The 15804-nt window shown below is 76.0% G+C and carries 12 protein-coding genes and 1 riboswitch; of the genes, 10 read left to right on the top strand and 2 right to left on the bottom strand.

Features of this window, described 5'->3' with window-relative positions; translation table 11 throughout:
- Positions 1-405 precede the first annotated feature (405 nt).
- A riboswitch (cobalamin riboswitch) is annotated at positions 406-613 on the top strand.
- A gap of 27 nt (positions 614-640) precedes the next feature.
- From G6553_RS10490 to G6553_RS10525, 8 genes are all read left to right on the top strand, one after another.
- Entirely contained in the window at positions 641-1657 is a 1017-nt protein-coding gene (locus tag G6553_RS10490) for an ABC transporter substrate-binding protein (RefSeq protein ID WP_166191982.1), read from the top strand.
- Positions 1654-2703 carry an iron chelate uptake ABC transporter family permease subunit gene (locus tag G6553_RS10495; protein WP_166191985.1) on the top strand — a complete coding sequence of 350 codons (1050 nt, stop codon included), beginning with the start codon at positions 1654-1656 and terminating at the stop codon, positions 2701-2703. Before G6553_RS10490 ends, G6553_RS10495 begins: the two co-directional genes overlap by 4 nt.
- Complete coding sequence (locus G6553_RS10500; RefSeq protein ID WP_166191988.1) at positions 2700-3533, top strand: ABC transporter ATP-binding protein; 834 nt, start codon at positions 2700-2702, stop codon at positions 3531-3533. The genes G6553_RS10495 and G6553_RS10500 overlap by 4 nt, the downstream gene beginning before the upstream one ends.
- Positions 3530-4234 (top strand): (2Fe-2S) ferredoxin domain-containing protein, encoded by a 705-nt coding sequence (locus G6553_RS10505; protein ID WP_166191991.1) that lies wholly within the window; start codon positions 3530-3532, stop codon positions 4232-4234. Before G6553_RS10500 ends, G6553_RS10505 begins: the two co-directional genes overlap by 4 nt.
- A 67-nt stretch (positions 4235-4301) precedes the next feature.
- Entirely contained in the window at positions 4302-4940 is a 639-nt protein-coding gene (locus G6553_RS10510) for a Crp/Fnr family transcriptional regulator (protein WP_166192110.1), read from the top strand.
- 130 nt (positions 4941-5070) lie between these two features.
- A complete protein-coding gene (locus G6553_RS10515) occupies positions 5071-6270 on the top strand; it encodes a glycosyltransferase (RefSeq protein ID WP_207619614.1) in 1200 nt (399 codons plus the stop codon).
- Between the two features lie 15 nt (positions 6271-6285).
- Positions 6286-7494, top strand: a complete 1209-nt coding sequence (locus tag G6553_RS10520; RefSeq protein ID WP_166191994.1) for a glycosyltransferase 87 family protein — start codon at positions 6286-6288, stop codon at positions 7492-7494.
- A gap of 100 nt (positions 7495-7594) precedes the next feature.
- Positions 7595-8107: a hypothetical protein gene (locus G6553_RS10525; protein WP_166191997.1), complete on the top strand. Its 513-nt coding sequence runs from the start codon at positions 7595-7597 to the stop codon at positions 8105-8107.
- Here G6553_RS10525 and G6553_RS10530 read toward each other — a convergent pair.
- Positions 8010-9371, bottom strand: coding sequence for a M1 family metallopeptidase (locus G6553_RS10530; protein ID WP_347565629.1), 1362 nt, complete (start codon positions 9369-9371; stop codon positions 8010-8012). The genes G6553_RS10525 and G6553_RS10530 overlap by 98 nt on opposite strands.
- Complete coding sequence (locus G6553_RS10535; protein ID WP_347565630.1) at positions 9368-13234, bottom strand: Pls/PosA family non-ribosomal peptide synthetase; 3867 nt, start codon at positions 13232-13234, stop codon at positions 9368-9370. Before G6553_RS10535 ends, G6553_RS10530 begins: the two co-directional genes overlap by 4 nt.
- A 193-nt stretch (positions 13235-13427) precedes the next feature.
- Here G6553_RS10535 and G6553_RS10540 point away from each other — a divergent pair, with 193 nt between their 5' ends.
- Together G6553_RS10540 and G6553_RS10545 are read left to right on the top strand one after the other, a co-directional pair.
- A complete protein-coding gene (locus tag G6553_RS10540; protein WP_166192003.1) occupies positions 13428-15176 on the top strand; it encodes a PHP domain-containing protein in 1749 nt (582 codons plus the stop codon).
- Positions 15173-15793, top strand: a complete 621-nt coding sequence (locus tag G6553_RS10545) for a hypothetical protein (protein ID WP_166192006.1) — start codon at positions 15173-15175, stop codon at positions 15791-15793. Before G6553_RS10540 ends, G6553_RS10545 begins: the two co-directional genes overlap by 4 nt.
- Positions 15794-15804: the final 11 nt, after the last annotated feature.

Consider the following 15804-nt stretch of genomic DNA (forward strand, 5'->3'; position numbering starts at 1 on the left):
ACCCCGCCCTGGCGTGGGTGCTCCGGCGCCCACCCCGGACCGGCCCGGTGGCCGGGTGACGGCGACCCCCCGCACCGCCGAGGTGGCACCCCCGCAGGTCCGACGTGGCAACCCCGCAGGGTCGAGGTGGCAACCCCGCAGGGTCGAGGTGGCAACCCCGCAGGGGCGAGGTGGCAACCCCGCAGGGTCGAGGTGGCAACCCCGCAGGGGCGAGGTGGCAACCCCGCAGGGTCGAGGTGGCAACCCCACAGGGTCGAGGTGGCAACCCCGCAGGGTCGAGGTGGCAGCGCCACCTCGACCCTGCGCGCGCCACCTCGACCCTCCGCACGCGCCACCTCGACCCTGCGCACGCGCCACCTCGACCCTGCGCACGCGCCACCTCGACCCAGTCGCGGACGGTGCAGCTGGTGGGGCCGGTGCGGTGGTACGTTCCGCGTGCCGTGGTGAACGGGAAGCCGGTGCGAGACCGGCGCGGCCCTCGCCACTGTGAGCGCGGAGTCCCGCGACCTCACTGACACGCAGGTGTCAGGACCACTGGGCGCAAGCCTGGGAAGGTCGGTCGTCGGACGTCGATGCGCGAGCCAGGAGACCGGCCACGGCGCTTCACCTCCACGAGGGTTCCTGGAAGAGAGCACCACCGATGATCCGTCGTACCGTCCTGCGTCCGACCCTGCCCACTGTCCTGGTCGGGGGGCTCGTCCTCACCACCGGGCTGCTGTCCGGCTGCACCGGGGCACCGGCGGCCGAGTCCGCCGCACCCCGCCCCACTGACCGCTTCCCCGTCACCGTCACCAGCTGTGGTCACGAGGTCACCGTCGAGGAGCCGCCGACCGAGGTGGTGACCCTCAACCAGGGCGCCACCGAGGTCGTCCTCGCACTCGGGCTGGCCGACCAGCTCGCCGGCACTGCCTACCTCGACGACGCCGTCCCCGACGAGTGGCAGGCGGCGTACGACGCCGTCCCGGTCCTCTCGGCGGAGTACCCCACCAACGAGCAGCTGCTGGCCGCACGCCCCGACTTCGTCTACGCCTCCTACGCGAGCGCCTTCGAACCGGCCGTGGCCGGCACGCAGGACGACCTCGCCGCCGCCGGCGTCGGCTCCTACCTCTCCCCGTTCGGCTGCCCGGAGGCCGGAGACCGTCCTGGCGCGTCGTTCGAGGCCGTCTGGGACGAGGTCGCGGACGTCGCGGCCGCTCTGGGCCACCCCGAGGCCGCCGAGCGGCTCCGGGACGAGCAGGAGGACGAGCTCGCCGCCCTGCGGACCGAGGCGACCGGTGACGGCCTCAAGGTCCTGTGGTGGGACGGCGGCACCAAAACGCCCAACGTCGGCGCCGGCGACGGGGGTCCGCAGCTGGTCCTCGACGCCGTGGGCGCGACCAACGTCTTCGGTGACCTCCCCGGCTCCTGGGCCGAGGGCAGCTGGGAGGACGTGCTGGCCGCCGACCCGGACGCGATCGTGCTGGTCGACGCCGCCTGGGACCCGGCCGAGGACAAGCGGGCCCACCTGGAGTCCGACCCGGTGCTCAGCGGGCTCACCGCGGTCCGCGAGCAGCGCTACGCGGTGGTGCCGTTCTCCGCCTCGACCGCGGGGGTGCGGCTGGTCGACGGGGCCGCCTCGCTCGCCGAGCAGCTCGACGAGCTCGGGCTGGATGGGTGAGCCCGCAGGGCGCTCGCAGCCGGACCGGTCGCGGGCTCCTGGTCCTCGGTGCGCTCGCGGTCCTGCTCGGCAGCTGTGCGGTCGCCCTGGGGGTGGGATCGGTCGACGTGCCGGTGACCCGCGTCCTGGCGGTCCTGGCGCGCCGCGCCGGTGCGGGTGACTTCGACGTGACCCTGCTGGAGGACCAGCTGGTCTGGCAGCTGCGACTGCCCCGGATCCTCGGCGCCGTAGCGGTGGGTGCCGTGCTCGCGTCGTGCGGCGCGGTGCTGCAGTCGCTGACCCGCAACGACCTGGCCGACCCGTTCCTGCTCGGCGTCTCCAGCGGCGCCGGGGTCGGCGCGGTCAGCGTGATCGTGCTCGGGATGGGCGTCGGCGGTCTCGCCGCAGGCGCCGTGCTCCCGGCCGCCGCCTTCGCCGGCGCCCTCGCCGCGCTCGCCGCCGTGCTGCTGGTCGCGTCGGCCGGGGGCGGCGCGCTCCGCCCGCACCGCACGGTCCTGGCCGGCGTGGCGGTCGCGCACCTGTGCGGCGCGTACACGTCGGTGGTCGTGATCATGCACGGGCAGGGGGACGCTGCGCGCCGGGTGCTCGCCTGGACGCTCGGCTCGCTCGCCGGCCTCCGCTGGGGCAGCGCGCTCGTGCTCGTCGGTGCCGCCGTGGTCGCGCTGGTGTGGTTCCTGGCGTACGCCGAGCGGCTCGACGCGTTCGCGTTCGGGGAGACCTCTGCCCGCTCGCTCGGCGTCCCCGTGTCTGCCACCCGGTGGGTGTTGATGGTGGGCACGGCGCTGGTCACCGCGACGACCGTGGCGTACGCCGGGGCGATCGGCTTCGTGGGGCTCGTCGTGCCGCACCTGGTCCGACCACTGGTCGGGTCGCGGCACCGCGCCCTGCTGCCCGCCTCGGCGGTCGCCGGCGCGGTGCTCCTCGTCTGGGCCGACACCGCCGCGCGGTCGCTGGTCGACGGGCAGGAGGTGCCGATCGGTGCCCTGACCGCGCTCATCGGCGTCCCCGTACTCGTCTGGCTGATGGCCAGGAGGACCGTCGCATGAGCCACCGCGGAAACTGCGTCCACCGGGGCGCCCACGGCGACCTGCCCGAGCTCAGTGCCGAGGGGGTGACCGTCCGGCTCGGTGACCGGACCGTGCTCGACTCCGTCGGGCTGCGGGCCGCCGGAGGGCGGATGACCGGGCTGCTCGGTCCCAACGGCTCGGGCAAGACCACGCTGCTGCACGTGCTGGCCGGCCTGCGTCGTCCCGACGCCGGCGAGGTCCGGGTCGGCGGCACCGACCTGCGCTCGTTGCCGGACCGCCGCCGGGCCCGCACCGTCGCGCTCGTCGAGCAGCACGCCGCGACGACGGTGGACCTGACCGTCCGCGAGGTCGTCACGCTCGGCCGGCTCCCCCACCGCGGCCGGCTCGGGGGTGCGGCCCGCGACCCGCGTGGGACGGCGGTCGTCGAGGAGGTGCTCGGGATGGTCGGGCTCGCCACGCTCGCGGAGCGGCCCTGGGGCACGCTCTCGGGCGGCGAGCGGCAGCGGGCCCACCTCGGGAGGACACTGGCGCAGGAGCCGGAGGTGCTGCTGCTCGACGAGCCGACCAACCACCTCGACCTGGGCCAGCAGCTGCGCTTCCTCTCGCTGGTCCGCGAACTCGGCCTGACCGCGGTCGCGGCGCTGCACGACCTGGAGCTGGCCGCGGCGTTCTGCGACGACGTGGTGGTGCTCGACGGGGGCCGGGTCCGGGGCCACGGCCCGGTCGGCGCCGCGCTGACCACCTCGCTGCTGGGCGAGGTGTACGGCGTCGAGGCGTCGCTCGCGCCGCACCCCCGCCTGCCGCGGCAGCACCTGGTCTGGGACGGCCCGTCCGAGGGATCCCGGTGACGGCGTACGTCCTCGTCGGCACGACGGCGGCCGACCCCGCCCGTCGGGCGGAGCTGCTGGCGGTCGCGCGTCGCGTCGGCGCCGAGCTCGCCTTCCTGCAGCTCGGCTCCCCCGGGCTGGGCACGGTGCTCACGCGGCTCACCGGCGACGGGGCTGCCCGCGTCGTGCTCGTCGGGGTCGGCGGGGCGACCGGGCCCGGGGTGTCGTGGCTGCGCCGGATCACCGCGCACTGGTGGGCGGCGTACGGCGCCGGCGCTCCCGAGCTGCTCACCGCCCCGGCGTACCTCACCGACGAGACCGCGTGGGACGACCTCGTCGCGCGCGCCCAGCCGGTCACCGGGGCCGGACCCGGCCTGCGGTCCGGGGCCTGGGAGGACGTGCCGCGCCACCGCCACCAGGTCCTCGTCTGCCGCGGGCCCCGGTGCACAGCCGCGGGCGCGGAGGAGACCGCCGCCGCGCTCGTCGTCGAGCTCGCCCGGCACGACCTCGGCGACGACGTGCTCCTCACCCAGACCGGCTGCCAGTTCCCCTGCAACCGGGCCCCCGTCGTCACCGTCCACCCCGACGACGTCTGGTACGGCGGCGTCGACCGGGCCGCGGCCGGCGCGGTCGTCGCCGAGCACCTCGTGGCCGGGAACCCGGTCGAACGGCTCCGACTTCGGCGAGTGGCACCCGGGACGACCACGGGCAAGGCACGATGATCCCGTGATTGAAAGGTTTCATGACGTCCATCCCGCCGTCTCCGCTGCCCTCAGCCCGGTGCTCGGCATGGACGAGGAGGCCCTGGCCGACGTGCTCGCCGCCTTCGAGGTGCGCCACCTGCACCGGCGGGAGCGGCTCTTCGACCAGGGCGAGCCCGGCCGCAGCCTCTGCCTGGTGCGGGAGGGGAGCCTGAAGCTGACCCGCACGACGGCGAGCGGCCGCCCGAGCATCCTGGCGGTGCTGGGTCCCGGCGACACGGTCGGCGAGATGTCCCTGCTCGACGGCAGCGACCGGACCGCCACCGCCACCGCCCTCACGCCGTCGGTGGTGTTGGAGCTGTCCCAGGCCCGCTTCGACCGCTGGCTCGCCGACCAGCCGGCCGCGGCGCCCCTGCTGCTGCGCCACCTCGGGCGGCGGCTGCGCGCCTCGAACGACGTCATCTCCGACCTGGTCTTCGCCGACGTCCCCACACGCGTCGCGCGGCTCGTCCTCAAGCTCGCCGAGCAGTTCGGGCTCGAGGACGGTCGCGGCGTCGTGGTCGTCGAGCACCAGCTCACCCAGGAGGAGCTGGCGCAGCTCGTCGGCTCCGCCCGGGAGACGGTCAACAAGGCCCTCTCGAGCTTCGCCGGGCGCGGCTGGATCGAGCTGGGACGCCGGTCGATCGCGATCCTCGACGGCGAGCGGCTCCGACGCTTCGCCCGCTGACGGCCGCTGACAGCCGGTCACGGGCGGCGTCACCTGCCCGACGGCGGCCCTTCATCCCCCGCTCACCGCAGGACGCCCTGTCCACCCCCGGGGACGCCTACGTTCGCGCCACCGACGAGAGGGGTGGTGCATGGCGAGGATGGTCGGTCCCCGGAGCGGGACCCGGGTGCTGTCGGTCTACGAGGGCTTCTTCGCCGGGGGTGCGCGGATCCAGCACACCTCGGTGGTGACCGGGCTGCACGCCGCGACGGACCAACGGCACAGCGTGCTGGGCCTGGCGAGCAGCACGGCCCGCGAGGGCACCGTCCAGCGGGCCGACCGCGACGGCAGCTGGCGGCGGCTGGTCGACGCCGGCGTCGCCGTCGACGCGCTCGACCGGTCCTCGGCCGGCGCCGTCGGCCCCGGGCACCTCGCGCGGCTCGAGCGGGCGGTCCGGGGCGCCGACGTGGTGCTGTCGCTGAAGGAGCAGCCGCTCGCCGCGCTGCGCCGGGTCGACACCGGCGGCACCCCGGTGCTCGTCTCCCTGCACCGGTCCGACCCCGAGCACCACGGGTCCGCCGTGGCCGACCTCGTCGAGCTCGTCGACCGCGGGGTCGTCACCTCGGCGGTCTGCTGCGCGCGGTCGACCCAGCGGTCCTACCACGCGGCGACCGGCATCCCGCTGAGCCGGCTGCCGATCGTCCACAACGGCGTCGACCTCCGGCGGTACCGGCCCTCGGCCTCCGAGCGCCGCGACGCACGCCGGGAGCTCGGCATCCCGAGCGGTGCACCCGTCGTCCTCCTCGCCGCCCGCTTCGACCCGATGAAGGACGTCCCGCTGTTCCTGCGGGCGGTCGCCACCCTCGCGCGCCGGCGACCCGACGTGCACGTCGTCCTCTGCGGCGCCGGGATGGCGCCGACCAACGACAGGCTCGTCGACCTGGCCGCGACGACGCTGCGCGGCTGGTCGGACGCGCAGGACCGGGTGCACCTGCTCGGGATCCGCGCGGACATGCCGCGCCTCTACAACGCCGCCGACCTCGTGGCGCTCACCAGCGCCTATGGCGAGGCGGCGCCCCTGTCGCTGCTGGAGGCGATGGCCAGCGGCACCGTGCCGGTCACCACCGACGTCGGCGACGCCGCGGAGATGGTCGGCGACCCCCGCCTGGTCACCAGCCGCGAGCCGGACGCCGTCGCGCTGGCGTGGGAGACCGCGCTCGAGGCCCGCGAGGGGCACCGGGCACGGATCCTGGGCCACCGGCACCGGCTCTCCGAGCGACACTGCGTCGACGCGTACGCCGCCCTCGTCGAGCAGCACGCGACGTACGACGCCCTCCGCCCCGCGGTCTGACCGGGGTCCGCGGACGTGGTGCGACCTGACGGCCGGCGGGCCGTGTTGCTGGCGCTCGCCGCGGCCGCAGCGGTGTGTGCAGCGGTCGTGGAGGCGGCCTGGACGCCGGCGTTCATCGACCTCTCGGTCTACCGGTTCGGCGCCGGGCAGGTGGCGCGCGGCGAGGACGTGTACGCCGGCACCGACCCGGCGAGCGGGCTGCCGTTCACCTACCCGCCGTTCGCGGCGCTGCTGTTCCTCCCGCTCGCGGCGCTCCCCTCGCCCCTCGCGGCCGGCCTGCTCGCCGGCGCCTCGGTCGCGGCGCTGGGCTGGACCGTCCGGCTGCTCGCGCCGCGGCTGGGACCCGCCGCCCTCGGGCTGCTCGTCGTGGGGCTGGGCGTGCTGGAGCCGCTCGAGCAGACGCTGTCCTTCGGGCAGGTCAACCTGTTGCTGATGGCGCTGGTCACCGCGGCCGTGCTGGAGCCGGACCGGCCGCGCAGCCCGTGGCTGCTGGGGATCGCCGCCGGCGTGAAGCTGACGCCGCTGGTCTTCGTCGTCCTGCTCGCCCTCGTCCGCCGGCCGGGCCGGGCCGTGCGGGCGCTGGCGGTGTTCGGCGGCACGGTGCTGCTCGGGGCGGCCCTGCTCCCCCGGGACGCCGAGGCCTACTGGACCGCTGCGGTCCGGGACCCCGACCGGGTCGGGGGCGTCGCCTTCGTCAGCAACCAGTCGGTCAACGGGCTCCTGGCCCGCCTCGGCGACGGGCACCCGTCGACCGTCGTGTGGCTCGCCGTAGCGGGCGCGGCGTCCCTCGCGACCCTGGCGTGCGGCGTGGCGTGGTACCGGCGCGGGCACCGGGCGCTCGGCCTGGCGCTCGCCGGCGGGGCGATGCTCCTGGCGTCACCGGTCTCGTGGAGCCACCACTGGGTGTGGGTGGTCGTGGCCGTGGTGGCCCTGCCCCGGACCGCGCCGGTCGTCGTGGCCGTCTTCGCCACCCGGCTGCTCTGGTGGCCCCCGCACGGCGAGGACCGCGAGCTCGACTGGGGTCCCGTCGAGCACCTGGCCGGCGGTTCCTACGTGCTGCTGGCGCTGCTCCTCGTGCTGGGCTCGGCCGTGGCGCTGCTGCGGACCCGCCCGACCCCGGCGTCAGCGCCACAGCCGGAGCAGGGCCCAGACCCAGAACACGACGACGGCCGTGCCCAGGACCGTCACCGTGACGAGGCTGCCGCTCACGGCACCACACCCTGACCACGGTCGGCCACCGCCGCTCCACCGGCGGGAGGACCGCAGGCGCACAGCCGGCGAACACCCGCCGGTCGGGTGGGCCGACCGGCCTATCGTCGGGGCCGTGCGGAGAGAGGGGTCGGAACGGGAGGCGCTGCGCGCGCTGGCCACACGGCTCCTGCTCGAGCACACCGGCGCGGCCGGAGTCGTCCGGCTCTGCCCGCGCTGCGGCGGCGACGACCACGGCCAGCCCCTGCTGACCGGGGCCGGACCGCTCCCCCGGGTGTCCCTGGCGTACGCCGACGGGCTGGTCGCCCTGGCCTGGGGCCACGGCGGGCCGGTCGGCGTCGACGTGGAGCGCGAGGGCTCGCCGGTCGAGGCGTACGGCGACCGGCGGGCGTGGACCCGGGCCGAGGCGCTCCTCAAGCACGCGGGGACGGGCCTGGCCCACGACCCGCGCGACGACCTGCCGGACGACGTGCCGACGCACGACCTCGGGGCGCCGGACGGCTACGTCGGCACCGTCGCGGGCCGCGACGTCAGCTGGTGCCTGGCCGGTCCGGCGGTGCCGGGAGGTCGGGCAGGGCGGGTTCGTCGAGCCACGCCCGGAACAGTCCGCCCAGGTCCTGCCCGGTGACCTCGCCGGCCAGCGCGACGAGCTCGGTGGTGGTGACCGACCCGCCGCGGTGCCGCTCGCACCACGTGCGCAGCAGCTCGAAGAACGCCTCGTCACCCACGGTCAGCCGCAGCGCGTGCAGGGTGAGCGCGCCGCGCTTGTAGACCCGGTCGTCGAACATCGTCTCCGGACCGGGGTCGGAGAGCACGAGGTCCTGGTCGGAGTCGCCGAGGCGCTCGTGGTGGGAGCGGGCGTGCACGTCGGCGGGGTCGCCGCCGGATCGCTCGGACCAGAGCCACTCGGCGTAGCAGGCGAAGCCCTCGTGCAGCCAGATGTCGCGCCAGCGGGCGAGCGTCACCGCGTTGCCGAACCACTGGTGCGCGAGCTCGTGCGCGACCAGCCGCACCGAGCGCCAGTCGGGATCGAGGAAGTTGGCGCCGAAGGTGGAGAGCCCCTGCGCCTCGAGCGGGATCTCCAGGTCGTCGGCGGTGACGACGGAGGTGTACGCCGCGAACGGGTAGGGCCCGAAGAGCTCCTCGAAGAAGGCGACCATCTCGGCCTGCCGGCCGAACCCGGCGGTGAACGCCTCGTCGCCGGTGTCGGTGCCCTCCGGCACCGCGGCGCGGACAGGGACCCGGGCGCCGACCAGGTCGTGGACGTCGTACCGCCCCACCTGGACCGTGGCGAGGTACGTCGCCATCGGCTCGCGCTGCTCGTGCACCCACCGCAGGCCGGAGCCCTGACGCACGCGCTCGGTGCGCTCGCCGTTGGCGACCACGACGTACCCCGGCTCGGTCGTCACCGTGATGCGGTACGTCGCCTTGTCGTCCGGCCGGTCGTTGCAGGGGAACCACGTGGGGGCGCCGTGCGGCTGGCCCGCGACGATCACGCCGTCCTCCAGCTCCTCCCAGCCGGCGTCGCCGTGGACGTCGTCGACCAGCGGCCGCGGGGTGCCGGCGTACTTCACGACGATCCGGAGCTCGGTGCCGGCTGCGAGCGGCTCGGCGAGCGAGACCACCAACCGGTCGCCGCGAGCGGTCCACCGCTTCGGGCTCCGGCCGCCCACGGTGACCTTGTCGGCCTCCAGCCCGGCGAGGTCGAGGACCACCCGGTCGAGGCCGTCGGCCACCGCGACGGCGTCGATGGTGGCCCGGCCGCGGAGCCGGTTGGGGGCGAGGTCGTAGTCGAGCTCGAGGTCGTAGTGGCGGGCGCTCCAGGCGTGGTCGCCGTGGCCGGGGAGGTAGTCGTCCGCGGTGGGGAGGCCGTGCTGACCGGGCAGCTTCACCGCTCCGCCGTCCAGGGGCCGATGGGGTTGCCGATCCAGGTCGTCTTGTCCGGCACGGACTCGCCCCTCATCACCAACGACACGGGGCCGACCGTAGCGTGGCGGCCCAGCGTCGCCGCGGGGAGGATGACGCTGTTCGGGCCCAGCGTCGAGCCGCGCAGGAGGGTCACGGTGTCGGTGGTGAGCATGCGGTCGTGGAACAGGTGCGTCTGCACGACGCTGCCGGCGTTGACGGTGGCGCCGTCGCGCAGGTCGACCAGGTCGGCCTCGGGCAGCCAGTAGGTCTCGCACCACACGCCCCGCCCGATCCGGGCGCCCATCGTGCGGAACCACGCGGTCAGCAGCGGCGTGCCGACCGCGGCGCGGGCGAACCACGGCGCGGCCAGCACCTCGACGAAGGTGTCGGCCAGCTCGTTGCGCCACACGAAGGAGCTCCACAGCGGGTGCGCGCCGGGCCGGGTCCGGCCGACGAGCAGCCACTTGGCAGTGGTCGTGACCGCAGCCGCGACCAGGCCGCCGAGCGCGAGCAGCGGGCCGGCGAGCAGGACCACCGCGAGGACGCCCCACCGGTCGAGGAGCGCCACGAGCGCCACCGCGACCACGAGGGTCAGCGCGACGGCGAGCACGACCGGGACCAGACGGCACAGCTCGACCAGCGATCGCGCCACGACCAGCCGGGTGGGCGGCTCGTAGGTGCGGCCCCCGTCGGTGTCCTGGGCGACCCGGCGCAGCGGCGCCGGCGGGCTGCCGAGCCAGGACTCACCGGACCGGGCCCGGGCGCGCCGCGGCGCGGCGGACAGGACGGCGACGAGCGACGCCTTGGGCACCTTGCGGCCCGGCGCCGCCATGCCGGAGTTGCCCACGAAGGCGCGCTTGCCGATCTTCACCCGCTCGACCCGCAGCCAGCCCCCGCCCAGCTCGTAGCAGCCGATGAGCGTGTCGTCGGCGAGGAACGCCTGGTCGTTGACCTGGGTCAGGGACGGCACGAGCAGCACCGTCGAGGCCTCGACCCGGCGGCCGACCCGCGCGCCGAGCGCCCGCAGCCAGACCGGCGTGAGCAGCGAGGAGTAGAGCGGGAACAGCCAGGTCCGCGCCTCGTCGAGCACCCGCATCGTCGTCCACACGGCCAGCGCCGGACCGCTGCGCACGGGGTGGACGCCAGGCCGGACGCGCAGGGCAGCCACCCGGACGACCAGCCACACCAGGGCGGCCAGGACGACGAGACCGACCAGCGTGGCGAGCGGCACCCAGGGCAGCAGCCCGACGAGCGCGTCCCGGGGGCCGTCGTACGACGCCGGGCCGAGCGCCAGCAGCACGGCCCCGCCCGCGGCGACCGCCACGACCGGCAGCAGCGCCAGCAGCGCGGCCACGGCGGCGTACGCCGCGACCCAGGCGCGCGACGTGTCAGGACGGCCCGACCAGGGTCCCCGCGCCGCCTCGCTGACCCGCGTGGCGGGGGCGCCGGACCAGAACTCCTCGTCCGGCACCCGGCCGAGGACCGCCGAGCCCGGCGCGACCTCGGCGTCCCGACCGACCTCGGCACCGGGGCACAGCGTCGAGCGCGCGCCGACCTTGGCCCGGGCGCCCACGGAGATCGCGCCGAGGTGCACGACGTCGCCGTCGACCCACCAGCCGCGCAGGTCGACCTCCGGCTCGACCGAGCAGCTCTTGCCGAGCCGGAGCAGCCCGGTGACCGGCGGGAGGGAGTGGAGGTCGACGTCGCGGCCGACGTCGGCGCCCAGCAGCCGGGCGTACCAGGTCATCGCCGGCGCGCCCGCCAGCCCGGTCGCGCCCAGCTCGTCCGCGGCCCGCTCGGCCAGCCACAGCCGCAGGTGGACCTTGCCGCCGCGCGGGTGGTCGCCGGGGCCGACGCCCGCGAGCACCAGCCGGGCGGTGCCGGCCGCGAGCAGCATCCGGCCGGGCGGGCTGAGGAAGAGGAGCCAGCCGAGGAGCACCAGCGGCCACGCCGGCCGGGGCAGGCCGTCGACGCCCAGCAGGGCGGCCGCGTGAGAGCCGATCGCCGCCCACGTCAGCCAGCGGGGGCCGGCGAGCATCCGCAGCGCGACCGTGGCGACCACCTGGCCGGCCTGGGTCTTCAGCGGCACGGCGGGCACGGTCCGGTCGCTCGTGGCGCCCGGCGCGGCGAGCCCGTCGAGGTAGGCGGCGAGCTGCCCGAGGGTCGGCCGCTCGTAGATGTCGCCGACCGCGACCTCGGGGTGGCGCGCCCGGAGCCGCGAGACCATCTGCGCGGCGGTCAGGCTGCCCCCGCCGAGGTCGAAGAAGTCGTCGCCGCGACCGGTCGCGCCCGCCCCCAGCACCTCCCGCCACAGCTCGGACACCCACGACTCGGTCGCGGTCAGCCCGGCGGTCGGCGCCTCGGCCGCCGCGGGCAGCGGCCAGGGCAGCGCGTCGCGGTCGACCTTGCCCGACGTGCGGGTGGGCAGCGCGTCGACCACCGCGAGGCGCGGGACGAGGGCGGCCGGGAGCGCGCGGCGAAGCTGGTCGAGGGCAGCCGCCTGGTCGAAGGTCGCGTCGACCGCGACGTACCCGACGAGCAGCTGGTTGCCGGCGGAGGTACGTCGCACCGCGGCCGCCGCGCCGGAGACGCCGGGCAGCCTCAGCAGCGCGCTGTCGACCTCGCCGAGCTCGATCCGCCGGCCGCCCAGCTTGACCTGGTCGTCGGCGCGGCCCCCGAAGAGCAGCCCCTCGGGGTCGAAGACCACCAGGTCGCCGGACCGGTAGGCGCGGTCCCACCCGAGGGTCGGCATCGCCGCGTACTTCTCCGCGTCCTTGGCGGGGTCGAGGTACCGCGCGAGGCCGACGCCGCCGATGATCAGCTCGCCGGTCTCCCCCGGTGCGACGTGGTGCCCGTCGGCGTCTACCACGGCGAGGTCCCAGCCGGCCAGCGGCAGCCCGATCCGCACCGGGCCCTCCCCCGTCAGCTCCGCACCGCAGGCCACGACGGTCGCCTCGGTCGGGCCGTAGGTGTTCCACACCTCCCGGCCGGTCGCGACCAGCCGCGCCGCCAGCTCCGGCGGGCAGGCCTCGCCGCCCATGATCAGCAGGCGCACCTGCGCCAGCGCGTCCGCCGGCCAGAGGGCGACCAGCGTGGGCACGGTCGAGACGACGGTGATCCCGTTGGCGACGAGCCACGGCCCGACGTCGACGCCGCTGCGCACCAGCGCACGCGGGGCCGGCACCAGGCACGCGCCGTACCTCCAGGCCAACCACATCTCCTCGCAGCTAGCGTCGAAGGCGACCGAGAGGCCCGCCATGACCCGGTCGCCGACCCCGAGCGGCGCGTCCTGCAGGAAGAGCGTCGCCTCGGCGTCGACGAACGCTGCGGCGCTGCGGTGGGACACCGCGACGCCCTTCGGGGTGCCGGTCGAGCCCGAGGTGAAGATCACCCACGCGTCGTCGCCCAGCCCCGGCTCCCCGACCGGGCGGGGCACCTGCGCGTCCACCGGGCGCCGCGCGACCACGGCGAGCCCGTTCCCGACCACCGCGGCGACGTCGGCCTCGCCGAAGACCAGGCGGGCCCGCTCGTCGGGGTCGTCGGCGTCGACGGGGACGTACGCCGCGCCGGCCAGCAGGATGCCGAGGATCCCGACGTACAGGTCGGTGGTGCCTGAGCTGATCCGCACGCCCACCTTGTCGCCGGGGCCGACCCCCAGCTCCGCCAGCCGCGCGGCGAGGGCGTCCGCGGACTCCTCGAGCTCGGCGTAGGTCAGCACCTCGTTGCCGGTGTCGACCGCCGGGTCGTCGGCCGCCTGGGCGACCGTCGCGCGGAAGACGTCGACCAGGGTGCGGGGCGTGGGCGCCTCTGCCCCTCGGCGCAGCGGCAGCGTGGGATCGGTGAGCACGGGCGAACGCTGTCCGGGACAGGTGAACGGGAGGTGTCGGTGTCCACGGGGCGGGTCGCCCGACGCATCTGCCCGCGGCTCACGGTTCACCCGGGTGGCACCGACGCTCCGCTTCCCGGCCATCCGCCAGCGGCAGCGTGGAGCCGCCGCGGCGGCCTCGGTGCCGCGGCGGCCCCTACTCGGAAGGATCGCCATGCACGAGCACCCGCACGACCACTCCCACGGGCACGCGCACGCGCACGCGCACGAGGTCGACGACCTCACCGCCGTCGCCGCGGACGCCTCGGTCCCCGACAGCGACCTCTCCCCCGCCGAGCTGTCCCGCCGCGGGCTGCTCCGCGCGGCCGGCATCACCGGCGCCGCCGTCGCCGGGATCGCCGGCATGCGCGGCGTCACCCCGGCGATGGCCGAGCCCGGGGCATCGCCGGCCCGCGGCGGCAAGCCGGGCTCCGGCGCACCGCGGCACTGGCTGGCGGGCGACCACCACATCCACACGCAGTACTCCTCCGACGGGCAGTACCGCGTCATCGACCAGGCCCAGCACGCCGCGGCGTACGGCCTGGACTGGCTGGTCATCACCGACCACGGCGGGGCCACCCACGCCCGCATCGGCGTCGACCTGGTCAACCCCGACATCCGCACGGCGCGTGAGGAGCTGCCCGGCACGCTGATCTTCCAGGGCCTGGAGTGGAACATCCCGGCCGCCGAGCACGGCACCGTCTTCGTGGCCCCCGGCCCGAACGAGGTCGAGGTGCTCAAGCAGTTCGAGAACGCCTACGACGGCTCGGTCAAGGGGGCGTCGGGCAGCTCGCCGGCCAACGAGGCGCTCGCCGTCGCCGGCGTCCAGTGGCTCGGCCAGCAGGTCGACCGCAAGCGGGTCGCCGACGCGCTGTTCCTCGCCAACCACCCGGCGCGCAACGGCATCGACAGCCCCCACGAGATCCGGGCCTGGCGCGACGCCGACCCCCGGATCGCGATCGGCTTCGAGGGTGCACCCGGCCACCAGGCAGCCGGCCTGCCGAAGGGGTACGGCCCCGGCTCGGCCCGCGGCTACTACGGCAACGCCCCCGGCCCGGCGTCGTTCGCCGGCTACCCGCCGGAGAGCTACCGCACCTGGGGCGGCTTCGACTGGATGACCTCCACCGTCGGCGGCCTCTGGGACTCGCTGCTCGCCGAGGGCAAGCCGTGGTCGATCACCGCGAACTCCGACTCGCACGTCAACTGGACGGACACCTCGCGCCGCCCCGACGGCTCGAGCTCGGAGCAGTTCAACCGCGACGGGCGGTACCGCGACCCCGTCTACGCCGGCCGGATCAACCTCGACGCCGGCGACTTCTGGCCCGGGTTCTACAGCCGCACCCACGTCGGCGCGGCCTCCCGGGACTACCGCGCCGTCATGCGCGGCATGCGCGACGGCCGGATCTGGGTGGACCACGGCGGCCTGGTGAAGTCGATCGACGTCACGGTCCGGAGCACCGGCGGGCGCGGGCGCGACCGCAACGCCTCGGAGACCCTCGGTGGCACGCTCATGGCCAGCCGCGGGAGCCGGCTCGAGCTGGTCGTGCGGATCACCGCCCAGGACGTGCCGAACTGGTCGCAGTTCGTCCCGTCGCTCAACCGCGTGGACGTCGTCCGCGGCAAGGTCGAGCTGCCGTCCCGGTCCGCCGACCGCGACCGGTTCACCGCCCCGGACACGAAGGTGGTCGCGCAGACCGACACCTCGGGCCGGACCGGCACGTACACGCTGACCTACGACCTCGGCCGGGCGGAGGAGCCCTTCTACGTCCGGCTCCGCGGCACCGACGGCAACCGGTCGCAGCCGGGCTATCTCGGAGCGGCGGTCGACCCGGCCGGCCCGCAGATCGACGTCGTCGGCGACGCTGACCCGTGGGTGGACCTGTGGTTCTACACCAACCCGATCTGGGTCGTCCCGACCCGGTGACGACGCCCCCGGACGTGCCGGCGTCCACGGTGCTGCTGGCCGTGGACGTCGGCACCCGCGACCACGCCGGGGCCGAGCACGTCGTCCATCTGCTCGACGGAGTGCTGCCCGCCGACGCCCCGACGTACGTCGCCAGCACGCACGCCGTCGCCACCGACAACGGTCCGCACACCGCGGTCGCGGCATCGTGGACGGGGGCCGCGCCCGAGGCCGCCACACTGCTGGCGCAGCTCGCCGGCCCCCTCGGGCAGGACGTCGGCGTGCTCGTCGCCGCCGCAGGTGACGAGGACGCGGCGGGGCCGGCGGCGTTGGTTGCGGGTGCCCGCGCGGCGGCCGAGCAGCACGCCGGCCGCACCGCCGGACGGCTCGCCCGGTTCGCGGGCCGCGCGGGTGTGGAGCGGGTGTGCGCCGTCGCGGAGGTCGAGGCACTCGACGCGGTCGATGCCGTCGAGGCGCTGGCCGGCACGGAGGTCGGCCCCGACACGCTGGTCGACCTCAGCGAGTGGGCTCGGCCGACGTGGCGGGACGGGCGCGCGGTGCTCACCGTGCAACCGGGGCGGGAGCACCTGGTGCCGTTCGAGTCGCGCCACCAGATCCCCTGCTGCTCCGACCACTAGCCACCGACCGG

This window comes from Nocardioides sp. IC4_145 (assembly GCF_011250565.1).
In the GTDB taxonomy this organism is placed as follows: Bacteria; Actinomycetota; Actinomycetes; order Propionibacteriales; family Nocardioidaceae; genus Nocardioides.

Coding starts and splice junctions, on each gene's coding strand:
- G6553_RS10490 (WP_166191982.1), top strand. CDS start 641: ATGATCCGTCGTACCGTCCTGCGTCCGACCCTGCCCACTGTCCTGGTC.
- G6553_RS10500 (WP_166191988.1), top strand. CDS start 2,700: ATGAGCCACCGCGGAAACTGCGTCCACCGGGGCGCCCACGGCGACCTG.
- G6553_RS10510 (WP_166192110.1), top strand. CDS start 4,302: ATGGACGAGGAGGCCCTGGCCGACGTGCTCGCCGCCTTCGAGGTGCGC.
- G6553_RS10515 (WP_207619614.1), top strand. CDS start 5,071: ATGGCGAGGATGGTCGGTCCCCGGAGCGGGACCCGGGTGCTGTCGGTC.
- G6553_RS10540 (WP_166192003.1), top strand. CDS start 13,428: ATGCACGAGCACCCGCACGACCACTCCCACGGGCACGCGCACGCGCAC.